The following is a 14,213-nucleotide window of genomic DNA, read 5'->3' as shown; positions in this document are numbered from 1 at the left end:
GCCGGGGTTTGGCCGTTCAACACTCAGGGTCAGTGGAGCACGGCCGAGGGGGTCTTGTGGCCGGTGATCGGCATTTTGAAACCTGCCGTCATACGTCTGAGAGTCAGGCCCAGTTCTTCCGACAGGGACGCCAAAGCGGGGGCAAAATCCGGACGTACGATCAAGGACGCCAGCATCATCGCATCTTCACGCGCCCCTTCGGACGCTGCCGCGATCATCTGGGCAAAGCAATTCTCATCCGCGCCAAGGCAAGCACATCCAAGACCATGCCGGATCAGAGGGCGGCGGCCATGGGTGGCGCATAGCGAACATAAGCGATCCAGGGTCAGCATTGCGGCACGCCCGCAATCCGAGCCCAGCGCGACTTGAAAATCGCTGGCAGCATCGGCGCGGCCGCCCTCACCGTCGCTCCACATCCGCAGATACATCACGGCACCCGCTTCGACGGGTTCGAGATCGGCAAGACGGCCCACCGCTGCGCCACCGCGCTTGAAAGGCGCGCTCATTTCGTCAGGATCAGTTTACCTGCGCGGGTGATGCGCAGGGTATAGAGCTGATCGCCCAGTTCTATGTGGGCTAGGTTGCCGCCCTTGGTCAGATCCTCGGCCTTGTGCGCGGGAAGCATCGAGACAGCGTAACCTTGGGTTGGGGTCGGGTTCTGTACGTTCATCGGGACATCTCCAGAGCGTTTCGGCATGGTGCCATATCTATCGCGTTTCATGTGATCTGGCTGACCCCGAAAGGGCTGGCTTTCTGTTCCTGAAGCTTAATCTGATTATTTTAGTAAGGATTGTCAAGTGTCGTTTTAACACAAGCGATTGCGGACCGGTACAAGGCGCGTTAGGTCTTGGGCCAGATGATGAAAGGCGCGTAAATTATGACCGCAGCAGTTGTATTTGATCTGGACGGAACGCTGGTGGACAGCCTGGGTGATCTGGCGGCAGCAGCCAACCGCACGCTGGACGATGTTGGGCACGTTCCCTTGTCGCATGACGTCATCAAAGGATTCGTCGGCAACGGCTTACCCAAACTGGTCGAGCGCATGATCCGCCATTGCGGCCTGCCGTTGGATCGCCACGCGGAGCTGACGCAGCTGACCCTGAAACATTACAATGCTGCTGCAAGCGAAACGACTGTTCCCTACCCCGGTATCCCAGAAGCGCTGGTTGCCTTGCGACAGATGGGGTGCGCTTTGGGTGTCTGCACCAACAAACCAGAAGCGCCCGCACAGCATGTGCTTGAAGCACTGGACCTGTCCCAATATTTCGACGTTGTTCTTGGCGGCGACAGCCTTTCGACGCGAAAACCGGACCCGAACCATCTGTTCGCAAGCTTCGATGCGCTTCAAGCTTCTGGCCCACGTTTGTTCGTCGGCGACAGCGAAGTTGACGCGCAAACGGCCGCTCGTGCGAAAATCCCGTTTTTGCTGTTTACCGAAGGATATCGGAAGACGCCGGTCGCTGAAATTCCGCACAACGTGGCCTATTGCGCATCGCAAGACTTGCCCGCGCTCGTCGCCGAGTTGATCCAAAGTTAACACAGCTCGAGAAGATCATCACGCCCTTCGACATTGGCAACGATCCGCAATGCCACTGACCCCCAAAAGTTAAGAGGGGCCGGCCGAGGGGGTGTGGCCAGCCCCTCATCGGGGAAAGTAAATACCGTTTGTGTGTTTGTGTGGTAAGTACGGTAAGTTGTGTTTACCCCTGATTGTCGCCGCGCGAAATTGGGGGTTTCCCGTAGTTCTCCAAAAAACGTAAAAAATAAGGGAAAATTGGCGTTTTTCTGGCTCCGGTCATCTGCAATTTTTCGCATGCAAGATGGCTTTCTGGCCTGCAGCTTCGGACGCGTGAGTTGCAATCCGATTGCAGGTGAAGGCTAACCCTAGGAAAACCCGGCGGAAATCACCCATCCCTGAATTTACCTGAACAGAAAGGTGTTTTGTCAATTGACCGCACGAACCCGCCAGTTCAAATCTTGGGCGGCCTGACGAATGCGTGTGTGTGACACTCAAAACCAAACGATCTGCGTCAATCGTGGCCGAATTCCTCACCTCAGCGTGAAATTCCTTCCCGACTCCGATTATCCTGACTGCACCGTCCGAATCTTCTTTGTACCTGACAAGCGACGCTCATTCGGTTTTGGCCGCCCTCGCTGCACAAGTTGTTTTGTTTTCGTGGCCGCCTTCATGAGGTCAGAAGGTCAGGCGCCAACACCCTTTTCGCCAAAGCCCGGCGTGTGTGCCGTGCGTTTTTTCGGCACCCGTCCACGTCGGAAAAGCTGGCTATTGGTAATTCTTCGCCTTGGACATTCTGCCGATACCCGGATTGAACGCGTTGGTCGGGTCACAGCATTTGTAATGTGCCGCCAGGTCGGGCTTGGCCTTGTAAAGGTGCCCCACGTTATGTTCAGCAGGGTATTCCGCGCCGCGTTCGTCAAACAATTTCAACATTGCGGCCTTAAGCGCTTTGGGGTCGGCCCCTTTTTTGACTATGTAATCCTGATGCATCACGTGGCACATGAAGTGCCCGTAATAGAGTTTGTTAACCAACTGCTCTTCGATTTCAGGCGGCAGCTTCTCCAGCCAGTCCTGGTCGTTTCGACGTAACGCGACATCCAGAGCGATGATGTCTTCGACATCGTCCGAATGGATCGCCATGTAACGCACGGCCGCGCCTGCCGCCGCGAAACGATGGAGGCCTGCAATCCTGGCCTCGCGCGCATCACATTCGAAAAACCCGCCATCACGGTCCCTCAGAAATCGCGGCAGCCACTCGGCGGCCTCGGACACACCTTCATCCTTCATTTTCAGGATAAGGTGGTGTTCAAACTTGTCGCGAAAATCCATCATCCGTTTGGGCAGGACACTTGGCCACAGAGCTATTGCTGCCTGCATGAAACGATCGGTGAGATTTCGCAACAACGGGATGCGCCGCAGGCGGGCATCCACGGCGCCCTTTATCGCAAAGAACATCGGCAGACGGTCCGTGCCAAGCTTGTCGATCATCACGACCGTGTCCTTGCCATAGCGTGCTGCAATATCGAACACTTCGCGATGCATGTATTCGGCCGAAACCGGCAGCGATTTGAACTCTGACAATATGTGGCGCCGCAGGTCCGCCAGATCATCGGGACTATTGGTGCCCACATAGAACACCTTCTCGACCTCGTTCTTGGGAAAGGTGTCAAGGCGCACGGCAAAAACGGCCAGCTTCCCGGCCGAGCCCGAAGACTCGAAAAGCTTGGCCTTGTCCGCATTGAACCGCGCAGGCGTTTCCGCATTCACGTCCCGCACGATTTGTGCGTAGTCGCTGGCCGATGCGCGTTTGTTGGTTGCCCCGGGGTTGCGTTCAAATTTCCCTGCATCGAGGTTGGCGAGGATCTCTTCCGGCGTGCTGCCCAGATCGATGCCGAGGTGGTTGACCAATTCCAGATCACCCTGTTCTGTGATCTGCGCATAGACGGAAAGTTCCGTGTAAACCGGACCGCGTTCGACCAGAGATCCGCCGGAATTGTTGCATACCCCACCCACGATCGACGCGCCGATGCAGGACGAACCGATCACCGAATGCGGCTCGCGTCCCAGCGGGGCCAACAGTTTTTCCAGCGCAAAAAGCGTGGCGCCCGGAAAACTGACAATCTGCTCTGCGTCGTTCAACGGCACCAGAGTGTTCATCCGACGCGTATTGATCAGAACAACGTCCCGGTCATAGGTGCCGGACGGCGTAGACCCTTCGGTCAGGCCAGTATTGGCCGCCTGCATGATGACGATCTTGTCGGCTGCGACGCAGGCTTGCAGGATCTTCCATTGCTCCAGCAGAGTCCCCGGCAGAACGACGCACAGCGCCTCACCCTCGCCCGAGCGGAAACCGCGCCGAAAACGCTCTGTCGCGCGCGCTCCGATCAGCACGTGACGCGTGCCGACGATAGAGCGGAAATGTTTGATCAACGCGTCATTGGTCATATCGGCCCCCGTTTCGGGTTAGGGATTGCGGAAACGAATATTCTCGCGGCTGAGCTGGCCAACACTGGTGACACCCATCAACTTCATGTCGCGCTCGATTTCGGCACGCATCAACCCAAAGGCCCGTTCGACCCCAGCCTGCCCTGCGGCAGCCAGAGGATACAGGTAGTGCCGCCCGATACCCACGGCTTTGGCCCCGATCGAAAGCGCCTTGAGCACATGGGTGCCACGCTGAATGCCACTGTCCATCATCACGTCCAGCTTGTCGCCAACGGCATCTACAATCTCGGCCAGTTGATCGAACGGCGTGCGCGATCCGTCCAGTTGGCGGCCACCGTGGTTCGACAGGATGATGCCGGTACAACCAATCTCAGCCGCGCGTTTGGCATCTTCGACGGTCATGATCCCTTTCAGACAGAACTGACCATCCCAGTCGCGCACCATCTGCGCCACGTCATCCCAGTTCATCGACGGATCAAGCATATCGGTGAAATACCCGCCGATCGAGCTGGCCCCACCGCCCATATCCACATGTTCCTCAAGCTGAGGCAGCCGGAACTTATCATGGGTGACATAGTTGATGCCCCACATCGGCTTGATCGCAAACTGTATCATGCCGCCCAGCGTCAATCGGAACGGGATCGAGAACCCCGTGCGCAGATCACGCTCGCGGTTACCGCCGGTGATGCTGTCGACGGTCAGCATCATGACCTCGACACCCGCCTCTTTGGCGCGCTGCATCATGGCGGCATTCAACCCGCGATCCTTGTGAAAGTAGAATTGATAGACCTGCGGGTTCTTGTGTTTCCGGCGCAGCTCCTCCAGCGAGACAGTACCCAGAGAGGAAACTCCGAACATGGTACCGTATTTCTCTGCCGCTGCCGCGACGGCGCGTTCACCCTGATGGTGGAACAGGCGCTGCAACGCGGTAGGCGAGCAATAGACCGGCATATCCAGCTTTTGCCCCATGACCGTGACGGACATGTCCACATCCTTCACCCCACGCAGAACTGACGGAAGCAGGTCACAGCGGTCAAATGCGTGGGTGTTTTCCCGATACGTCACCTCATCATCCGCGCCACCGTCGATATAGTTGAAGATCGGCCCCGGTAGCCGTTGCTTGGCCAGCCGCCGGAAATCGTGGAAGTTATGACACTGGCTCAGACGCATGGCGATAGCTCCTCAATAAGCGACTGACGGCAGCCATGTGGCCAATGTCGGCCACAGGAAGACCAGCGCGAGTCCTGTCAGTTGCAGCAAAACAAAGGGCACGATGCCTTTGTAGATATGCGTCAGCTTGATCTCCGGCGGGCAAACGCCTTTGAGATAGAACAAGGCAAAGCCAACGGGCGGCGTCAGGAAGCTGGTTTGTAGCGTCACAGCGACAAGAATCACGAACCACACCAGTGCCGGTTCATCCAGCACGCCAAAGCCAGGAATATCGATGCCCAGACCGTTCACAATCGGGCGCATCAGAGGCAGCACGATCAGCGTGATCTCGATCCAGTCCAGAACGAATCCCAGCAGGAAGACGATGAACAGGATGAAGAGGATCGTGCCGTTTGCCCCGAACCCGGTGGATTGCACCACATGTTCGATCAACTCGTCCCCGCCCAGTTCACGCAGGACATAGGAAAACACGGTCGCGCCAAGGAAGATCGCAAAGATATAGGCGGTGGTGTTGAAGGTCGAAACCAGCACATTCCAGAGCTTCTGGAAGGTCAGCTTGCGATAGCCCAAAGCCAGCAAGGTGGCACCCAGCGCGCCGATGCCCGAGGCCTCGGTCGGCGTGGTCAGACCGGCGAAGATCGAACCCAGTACCGCAAGGATCAGCATCAGCGTCGGGATGACGGCGATCAGCACGTCCTTGACGGCGGCCCAATCGGGCGCCTTTGCACCCTCAGGCACAGGGGCCGCGTCGCGCTTCACCAGCGCGAGGATAAAGATATAGGTCAGGTACAGGCCGCCTATGATCACGCCCGGGAACACCGCCGCCATGAACAGGTCGCCGACTGAAAGCGCCATCTGGTCGGCCATGATCACCAGCATGATCGAGGGCGGGATCAGGATGCCCAGCGTCCCCGAGGCCGAAACCACGCCCGCCGCCAGCGTCGGCTGGTATTTCTGCTGCATCATCGACGGCAGCGACAGCACGCCCAGAAGAACCACCGAGGCACCAATGATGCCGGTCGAGGCCGCCAGAATGATCCCGATCAGGGTCACAGTGATGGCCAGACCTCCGCGCACTGTCCCGAACAGACGCTGCATCGAGGACATCAGACGCTCGGCCACACCGGATTCGTCCAGCATAAGACCCATGAAGATGAACATCGGCAGGGCAACCAGAACCGCATTGGACATGGTCGCGTAAACCCGGTTCACAACCGCGCCCAGCGTCAGATAATCGAGACCAGTAAATGTGCTTTCAAGCCCGGTCCACAGCATCAGGTCATTGTCGAACAGGTAGGCCAGACCACAATAGGCGACGCCAACACCGGCCAGAACCCAAGCGACCGGGTAGCCGGTGAAGAGCAGCGCGATGAAGGTCAGGAACATCGCGATGACCAGCTTTTCCTCGGTCGTTTCGACCAGGAACGTCAGGCCCACACAGACCGCGGCGAACACGGCGAGCACCAGAAGAATACGGCGCAGTGGCGCGCCTTCACGTTCCGAGGCCGGTCCGTACATCAACGCGTGCCCGTCGTGGATCAAGCGTGCCAACGCGGCCAGCGCCAACAGAACAAAGCTGATGGGAATGACCGCCTTGAAGGCCCAACGCGCAGGCAGGCCGGTGGGGCTGTCAGAGCGTTCGTTGACGCGAAGGCTTTCGTAGAAATAGTCATAGCCCTGATCGACCATCAGATAGATGAACGGGGTCAGCAGGGTCAGGATGCCGATCACCTCGATGATCCGCTGCGCGCGGCGTGACAGTTGCATATGCAAGACGTCCACGCGCACATGGCTGTCGGTGATCAGAGCGTATGAGATGCCGATCATCGTGACGATCCCGTAGAAGTGCCACTGAATCTCGTCCAACTTGGGATAGTTCTGGCTGAACAGGTAACGCAGCGAGACCTGTGCAAAGATCGCGCCCATCAGCAGGACATTGGCCCACATGACCACATGACCCACCGCCTTGACCCCGGCATCGATCGCAACTGCGACTTTCTGGCGGTCGGTTTCGGGGTGTTCCAGGATGCCTTCATAGGCTTCGACCGGATCGTTGAGGTTGTTTTGGGTGGTCATGGTCATTCCTCGCTCAGCAACCCGGAATACGGGCAGTGAAAGGTTAGAAAGTCCGAAGATCAGGAAGCAGGAACCGGAGCGGCGGATCAGGCCGCCCCGGCAACGTCAGTGAGGGAGAGATTACTGACGTGGGAGGAACGCGTTTGTCTTCCAGAGGTTATAGCCGTCACGGAACTCGTTCATGTCGGCCAGAACCTGTGCAAAGAAGGCATCATTGGCGGCCTCTTCAGTGGCAACCTCTTCCCAGGTTGCGCGGAAGGTATCCAGCATCTCGGGCGACCACTGCTTGATGGTAACGCCGTTGTTTTCAACGTTGTCGATCAGGGCCGCGTGCTGAATGGCTTCGCCTTCGGCAAAGCTGTCTGCCATCGAAGCCTTGCAGGCGTTTTCGATGATTGCCTTGTGCTGATCGCTGGATTCATTCCAGACGTCCTTGTTGATCAGCAGTTCAAATACGGTCGCCTGCTGATGCCAGCCGGGGAAATAGTTGAATTTGACCAGTTTGTGAAAGCCCAGACGCGCGTCGATCGCAGGCATCGAAAACTCGGTCGCATCAATCGCGCCTTTTTCCAATGCAGGGAATATCTCGCCACCTGGCAACAAAGAGGTCGCCACACCCAGTTTCTGCATCACCTTGCCGCCCAGACCAAAGAAACGCATCTTCAGCCCGTTCAGGTCTTCGGGCGAGTTGATCTCGGACGCGAACCAGCCCGAGGTTTCCGGCGCGATGATGGCGCAAGGCAGAACTTTGACGTTGAAGCCGGCCTGATCATACATCTCCTGATACAGGGTCATGCCGTTGCCATAATACAGCCAAGCCATGTATTCGCCGGCCTCGGGGCCGAACGGCACGGCCGAGAACAGCGGCGCAGCCGGGATTTTACCGGCCCAGTAACCAGCCGTGGTGTAGCCCGAGTTGATCTTGCCGGTGGACACAGCGTCCAGAATTTCGAAGGGCGGCACCAGTTTTCCCGGCTCGTACACCTTCATCTTCAGCGTGCCACCGGACATCAGTTCCAGCTGATCAGCCACCCGAGGGATCGGCGAGCCCAGACCCGGCAACTCGGTTGAAAAGGCAATTGGTGTTTTCAGCAGCAACTTGTCCGCCGCAACCGCGGGTGCTGCCAGCAGGCTGGCGACCATGGCCAGGCTCGTCAGGGTCTTCTTCATGAAATCTCCTCCAAGGTTGGTCGGTTTTTTTCCGATCATTGGCGCAGGCTCTTCCAGCGCCGCTCCGGTGGTAAACTAACTTTACCAGACCAAACCAGTCAATAACTTTATTTACCACTGGAGAAGTATGAGTTTTGAGATCCGACCCCAAAAACTCCTGCAAAAACCCGGGATGACCGCCTTAAAGCCATGCTGATTTCTCAAAAACCGTTCACAAACAGATGTGTACCTCATCCAAGGGAAGACCACCCTCGTGCTTGAAAATTGAACGGATATGGTTATGTTTGTTTACCAGTTATTCCGGGCTTTTTAGCGTCACACAGGGCAGCATCTCATGAACACCACGGCGATATTTGAACCGGTTGGACACGAATCGCTGGCCGATGCGGTGGTTTCACAAGTCGAGGACCTGATCGCGTCGGGCATCCTGAAACAGGGCCGGAAACTGCCCTCGGAGCGCGATCTGGCCGACATGCTGCGCGTGTCACGCCCAAAACTGCGCGAGGCCCTTCAGGTGCTGGAAGAACGCGGTCTGGTCACAACTCAACACGGTGAAGGGACATTCGTCGCTGCCCTGACCGGACAAGCCATGATGCCCGCGCTCCTTGCTTTGTACGAACGCCATGAGCCGGCTTTTTTCGACTATCTGGAGTATCGCCGCGAACAGGAAGGTTTTGCCGCCCGCCTTGCCGCACGTCGTGCGACCAAGGCAGACAAGGAAAGGATTTCAGAAATCCTCCACGAAAACGAACGGGCATGGCAGGAGCAGGATGCCAAGGCTTCGCAAGAAGCAGACTTTGCCCTGCATTCAGCGATTGTTGATGCCAGCCAGAACGCGACCCTGATCCACATGATGGCGTCGATCTACGAACTCACCCGCAAGGGCGTTTTCTACAATCGCGACTTCCTGCGCACGATCGATGGGACCGGCGAAAAGCTGTTGCAGCAACATCTCGAACTCGGCCGCGCAGTAATCGAAGGTGATGAGGAGCGGGCCGAAAAAGCGGCTACGGATCACATCGACTTTGTCGAAGAGTCCTTCAAACTCGGGATTGAACAGCGGCGACGCGAAGCCATGGCCGAAAAGCGCCGGATACTGTCGCGCTAATCGAATAGCCACTCACTTGTTCTTCAGGTTGCGACGCTGATGGAATGGTTCTGCTACCCGAGACATTGTTTTGGAGCTGGTCGGCCAGTTGGGTCGACATCAAGGGATTGACGTCAGATATCCTCTCCGGGCGCTTCCAGAAGGCCACCGGGTTCCAACAACGCCCGCTCTGACAGCCAGGGATTGAGTTCAAGCGCTGCGGACAGTGCTGTGCGCGCGTCTTCAAGACGTTTCAAACCCAGTAAAGACAATGCGCGTCCGCTGAGTGCGCCGATATGGTTTGGCGACATTTCGATCGTGACATTCAGGTCGCGCAGCGCCGCGTCAAAATCCTGCCTCAGGTAGTTTACAAAAGCCCGCTGATTGTAACCTTCGGCGTAATTCGGGCAATATTCGACGAGCTGGTTGAAGTCATCCAATGCGCCCGACAAGTCCCACGCCTCTCGTCGCGCCATTCCCCGGTCCAGCAGTGTCTGCGACCGAGCATCCGGCGCGTCTGTCCAGAGTTCCCACATTTGGTTCGAGATGACCCGGGCGTCGCTTTGCGATTGCGCCTTTTGGACCTGCTTGATCAGCGCATTCACCCCTTCAATATGATCCGGAGCAGTGGGGCATGTCTCGGCGATGGCCGAGCATGAACAAGCGATCAGAAAAAAGGTTGCAGCAAGCGTTCGCATCACGAAACAAAAGTGGGCCATACTTCCGTCGGGTCAAGGCTGATGTTCAAAACCACCCAGCATACCGGTTTCCTTCACGGCCTCCATCGCAACAAAAGTTGACGTATTGGCGACATGCGGCAGAGATGAAATCTTCTCGGCCAGAACACGGCGATACTCGGACATCGTTGCGGTGCGTATTTTCAAAAGGTAGTCAAAATTGGACGCGATCATATGTGCCTGCTCGACCTCAGCGGTTTTGCGGACGGCTGCGTTGAACTCGGCCAGAGCCTTTTCGCGGGTATCGGTCAAACGCACCTCGACAAACGCAACATGATCCAGGCCCAGTCGGATCGGATCCAGCATCGCCCGATATCCCTGGATTACCCCGCTTGCCTCAAGCCGCTTGAGCCGCGCTTGAGTCGGAGATTTCGAAAGCCCGATCTCGCGCGCAAGGTCGGCCACCGAGATACGACCATCCTCGGCCAGAATTCTTAGAATCGACCGGTCGAACCGATCCAGATCTGGAAAGCTCATTTGCGCTGTCTTTTGCCAAATTTTCAGAACACTGACCTTCCAATAGCCAATAATCGGTCCGTTGTCCTGAATTTTCCGCATTATATTATCACAAAGACCGGAGGACATATGTCACACAGCCTGCGCACACTCATCGATAGCTCAACCTACGCCGATCAGTCGGCGGTTCTTGATACCCTGATCTCGCAGGCAAACCTGACAGACACGGATCGCAGCGCCATCAGCACCGCCGCTGCGCAGCTTGTACGCGACATCCGGTCCAGTACTTCTCCGGGGTTGATGGAGGTATTTCTGGCCGAATATGGCCTGTCCACCGACGAAGGTATCGCCCTTATGTGTCTGGCTGAAGCGTTGTTGCGCGTGCCGGATGCCGACACAATTGATGCGCTGATCGAAGACAAGATCGCGCCATCCAATTGGGGCAAGCACCTGGGCCACTCTTCCTCGTCGCTGGTCAATGCCTCGACCTGGGCGCTGATGCTGACCGGCAAGGTGCTGGACGAGGGCAAGGCCTCCACGGTCAGCGCCCTGCGCGGCGCCATCAAGCGGCTGGGCGAGCCGGTGATCCGCACCGCCGTCGGGCGCGCGATGAAGGAAATGGGCCGGCAGTTCGTTCTGGGCGAGACCATCCAGTCCGCCATGAAGCGCGCCGCGGGGATGGAGGCCAAGGGCTATACCTATTCCTACGACATGCTAGGCGAAGCGGCCCGGACCGAAGCAGACGCGGCGCGCTATCACCTGTCCTATTCCCGCGCCATCTCGGCCATTGCCGAGGCATGCATCCACGACGATATCCGCGCCAACCCCGGCATTTCGGTAAAACTGTCCGCCCTTCATCCCCGTTATGAGCTGGCACAGGAACAGCGTGTGATGGACGAACTGGTGCCGCGACTGCGGGCGCTGGCTTTGCTGGCCAAGGCGGCCGGAATGGGCCTGAACGTCGATGCAGAAGAGGCGGATCGTTTGTCGCTGTCGTTGCAGGTGATAGAGGCGGTGATGTCCGACCCAGCCCTTGCCGGCTGGCACGGGTTTGGCATCGTGGTTCAGGCCTATGGCCCGCGTGCAGGTCTGGTACTGGATACGCTGTATGGCATGGCCGAACGTCACGATCGCCATATTATGGTGCGATTGGTCAAAGGAGCCTATTGGGATACTGAGATCAAACGCGCGCAGGTCGAAGGGGTGGATGGCTTTCCGGTCTTCACGCACAAGGCCGCGACCGACGTCTCTTATATCGCCAATGCGCGCAAACTGCTGGGCATGACCGACCGGATCTACCCGCAATTTGCCACGCACAACGCCCACACGGTCAGCGCCATCCTTCACATGGCCGAAGATCAACCGTTCGAATTCCAGCGCCTGCACGGCATGGGCGAGACCCTGCATCAGATCGTAATGAACAAGCAGACCTCCCGTTGCCGCATTTATGCGCCGGTCGGGGCACATCGCGACTTGCTGGCTTATCTGGTTCGACGCTTGCTGGAGAACGGTGCAAACTCATCCTTCGTCAACCAGATTGTGGACGAGGATGTGCCACCGGAACAAGTCGCCGCCGATCCGTTTGTTGCGGTCCGGACCCCTCCGCCAGCACTGCCGACCGGACCGGAATTGTTCCAGCCTGAAAGGCCGAATTCCAAGGGTTTTGACCTGCATCACACACCAACCCTGGATCAGATTGATGCGGCACGGGATCAGTTCCGCTCTCATCACTGGTATGCGCAACCATTGCTGGCCGACGCGGCCAAACCCGCAGCGGATGAGCCGGTGATCAATCCGGCACGGCCTCAGGACAAGCCCGGCGCGGTGGCCGCGGCAAGTGCAGCGGACTTGGAGATGGCATTGGCTTCGGCCGACCCCTGGGACGCCCCTGCTGCCGAACGCGCCCGTGTCCTCAATGCCGCAGCCAATCTTTATGAAGCGCATTATGGCGAGTTGTTTGCGCTGCTAGCGCGTGAGGCCGGGAAGTCGCTGCCTGATGCGGTGGCGGAACTGCGCGAGGCGGTGGATTTTCTGCGTTACTATGCAGCCAACATCCCCGACGCCGATCCCGCGGGAATTTTCACCTGTATCAGCCCGTGGAACTTCCCGCTGGCAATTTTCTCAGGACAGATCTCCGCCGCGCTGGCCACCGGAAACGCAGTTCTAGCCAAGCCAGCGCCCCAGACGCCCCTGATCGCGCATCGTGCGATTCAACTCATGCATGAGGCAGGGGTGCCACGCGAAGTGCTGCAACTGTTGCCCGGCGGACCTGCCGTGGGCGCGGCGCTGACATCGGATCCGCGTGTCTCGGGTGTGGCCTTCACCGGGTCTACCGCCACCGCGCTGAAAATCCGTGCGGCGATGGCCGGATCCATGCGTCCCGGTACGCCTCTGATTGCAGAAACCGGTGGTCTGAACGCCATGATCGTCGACAGCACCGCCCTTCCCGAACAGGCCGTGCAATCGATCATCGAAAGCGCATTTCAGTCGGCGGGCCAGCGCTGTTCCGCGCTGCGGTGTCTGTATCTGCAGGAGGATATCGCCGACGACGTTCTGACCATGCTCAAAGGGGCGATAGATGCGCTGAGTGTTGCAGATCCGTGGCTAATCTCGACGGATTGCGGCCCGGTCATCGACGCGCAAGCCCGACAGGGCATCGCCGAACATGTGACCAGGGCGCGCCACGAAGGGCGGGTGCTGAAGGAGCTTCCGTTGCCGCCCGAAGGCATCTTTGTTGCACCGACACTGATCGAGATCCCCGGCATCGCCGCGCTGGAACGCGAGGTGTTCGGCCCGGTGCTGCACGTCGCCCGGTTCAAGTCGCAAGAGATCGACAAGATCATCGCCGATATCAACGCCACCGGATACGGCCTGACCTTCGGCCTGCACACCCGCATCGACGACCGCGTGCAGCATGTGACCGAGGCGATCCATGCGGGCAACATCTATGTGAACCGCAACCAGATCGGCGCCATCGTCGGCTCGCAGCCCTTCGGCGGCGAAGGATTGTCAGGCACCGGCCCCAAGGCGGGCGGGCCGAACTACATGATCCGGTTCTGTGCGCCCGACCGTCAAAGCACGGCGGATACCTGGGACGCCGTGGCTGATCTGCCTGCTGCGCAAGGTCAACCTGCGCCGGTCAAAACCCGATCCCTGCCCGGCCCGACCGGTGAATCGAACCGCCTGAGCGAGTATCCCCGCCCGCCCCTTCTGTGCATGGGGCCCGGAGAAGCCGCAGCGCGCGCGCAGGCCGATGCTGTATGTGCGCTGGGTGGCACCGCCATTCAGGCGACCGGGATGTTTGACCTGCACAGGTTGGAAAACCTGACCGGCATTTCGGGCGTGTTGTGGTGGGGAGATGACGAAACAGCGCGGCAGATCGAACAGCATCTGGCGCGCCGCGACGGCCCGATTTTGCCGCTTATCCCCGGTAAGCCCGACCGCGCGCGTGTTCTGGGTGAACGCCATGTCTGCGTCGACACGACCGCAGCGGGCGGAAACGCTGCATTGTTGGGAGGTGCGGCATAAGCTTGTCTTGACGCTGGTCACACAA

At 58.4% G+C, this 14,213-nt stretch carries 11 protein-coding genes; 3 read left to right on the top strand and 8 right to left on the bottom strand.

Annotated features, from left to right (window positions below; all coding sequences use genetic code 11):
• Window positions 1-29: 29 nt before the first annotated feature.
• Entirely contained in the window at window positions 30-506 is a 477-nt protein-coding gene (locus AC2FFA_RS06185; protein ID WP_496850557.1) for a hypothetical protein, read from the bottom strand.
• A complete protein-coding gene (gene hemP, locus AC2FFA_RS06180; RefSeq protein WP_083445319.1) occupies window positions 503-670 on the bottom strand; it encodes a hemin uptake protein HemP in 168 nt (55 codons plus the stop codon). The genes AC2FFA_RS06185 and hemP overlap by 4 nt, the downstream gene beginning before the upstream one ends.
• A gap of 207 nt (window positions 671-877) precedes the next feature.
• On the opposite strand from hemP, the gene gph reads away from it, so the two are divergent.
• A complete protein-coding gene (gph, locus tag AC2FFA_RS06175; RefSeq protein ID WP_496850555.1) occupies window positions 878-1,537 on the top strand; it encodes a phosphoglycolate phosphatase in 660 nt (219 codons plus the stop codon).
• Window positions 1,538-2,284: 747 nt separating this feature from the next.
• On the opposite strand, the gene dld is transcribed toward gph, so the two are convergent.
• The 4 genes from dld to AC2FFA_RS06155 all read right to left on the bottom strand — a co-directional run bounded on the left by dld (window position 2,285) and on the right by AC2FFA_RS06155 (window position 8,380).
• On the bottom strand, window positions 2,285-3,964 hold the full coding sequence (gene dld, locus AC2FFA_RS06170; RefSeq protein WP_496850553.1) for a D-lactate dehydrogenase: 1,680 nt from the start codon (window positions 3,962-3,964) through the stop codon (window positions 2,285-2,287).
• Window positions 3,965-3,982: 18 nt separating this feature from the next.
• A complete protein-coding gene (locus AC2FFA_RS06165; RefSeq protein ID WP_496850551.1) occupies window positions 3,983-5,134 on the bottom strand; it encodes an alpha-hydroxy acid oxidase in 1,152 nt (383 codons plus the stop codon).
• A gap of 12 nt (window positions 5,135-5,146) precedes the next feature.
• Window positions 5,147-7,210 carry a TRAP transporter large permease subunit gene (locus AC2FFA_RS06160; protein ID WP_366140738.1) on the bottom strand — a complete coding sequence of 688 codons (2,064 nt, stop codon included), beginning with the start codon at window positions 7,208-7,210 and terminating at the stop codon, window positions 5,147-5,149.
• Between the two features lie 120 nt (window positions 7,211-7,330).
• Window positions 7,331-8,380 carry a TRAP transporter substrate-binding protein gene (locus AC2FFA_RS06155; protein WP_299895328.1) on the bottom strand — a complete coding sequence of 350 codons (1,050 nt, stop codon included), beginning with the start codon at window positions 8,378-8,380 and terminating at the stop codon, window positions 7,331-7,333.
• A gap of 334 nt (window positions 8,381-8,714) precedes the next feature.
• Between AC2FFA_RS06155 and AC2FFA_RS06150 the strand changes: the two genes are divergently transcribed.
• Window positions 8,715-9,488 carry a FadR/GntR family transcriptional regulator gene (locus tag AC2FFA_RS06150; RefSeq protein WP_496850549.1) on the top strand — a complete coding sequence of 258 codons (774 nt, stop codon included), beginning with the start codon at window positions 8,715-8,717 and terminating at the stop codon, window positions 9,486-9,488.
• Between the two features lie 113 nt (window positions 9,489-9,601).
• Here the strand turns inward: AC2FFA_RS06150 and AC2FFA_RS06145 are convergent, their stop codons facing one another.
• Both AC2FFA_RS06145 and AC2FFA_RS06140 read right to left on the bottom strand, forming a co-directional pair.
• A complete protein-coding gene (locus AC2FFA_RS06145) occupies window positions 9,602-10,186 on the bottom strand; it encodes a tetratricopeptide repeat protein (RefSeq protein ID WP_496850547.1) in 585 nt (194 codons plus the stop codon).
• A 12-nt stretch (window positions 10,187-10,198) separates the two neighbouring features.
• Window positions 10,199-10,681 carry an Lrp/AsnC family transcriptional regulator gene (locus tag AC2FFA_RS06140; protein WP_299639108.1) on the bottom strand — a complete coding sequence of 161 codons (483 nt, stop codon included), beginning with the start codon at window positions 10,679-10,681 and terminating at the stop codon, window positions 10,199-10,201.
• A gap of 108 nt (window positions 10,682-10,789) precedes the next feature.
• On the opposite strand from AC2FFA_RS06140, the gene putA reads away from it, so the two are divergent.
• Entirely contained in the window at window positions 10,790-14,188 is a 3,399-nt protein-coding gene (gene putA, locus AC2FFA_RS06135; RefSeq protein ID WP_496850545.1) for a bifunctional proline dehydrogenase/L-glutamate gamma-semialdehyde dehydrogenase PutA, read from the top strand.
• Window positions 14,189-14,213: the final 25 nt, after the last annotated feature.

This window comes from Ruegeria sp. YTSB088, from assembly GCF_059609825.1.
Note: the sequence above shows the minus strand (reverse complement) of the source record. Positions and strands in the feature narration are given on the sequence as shown.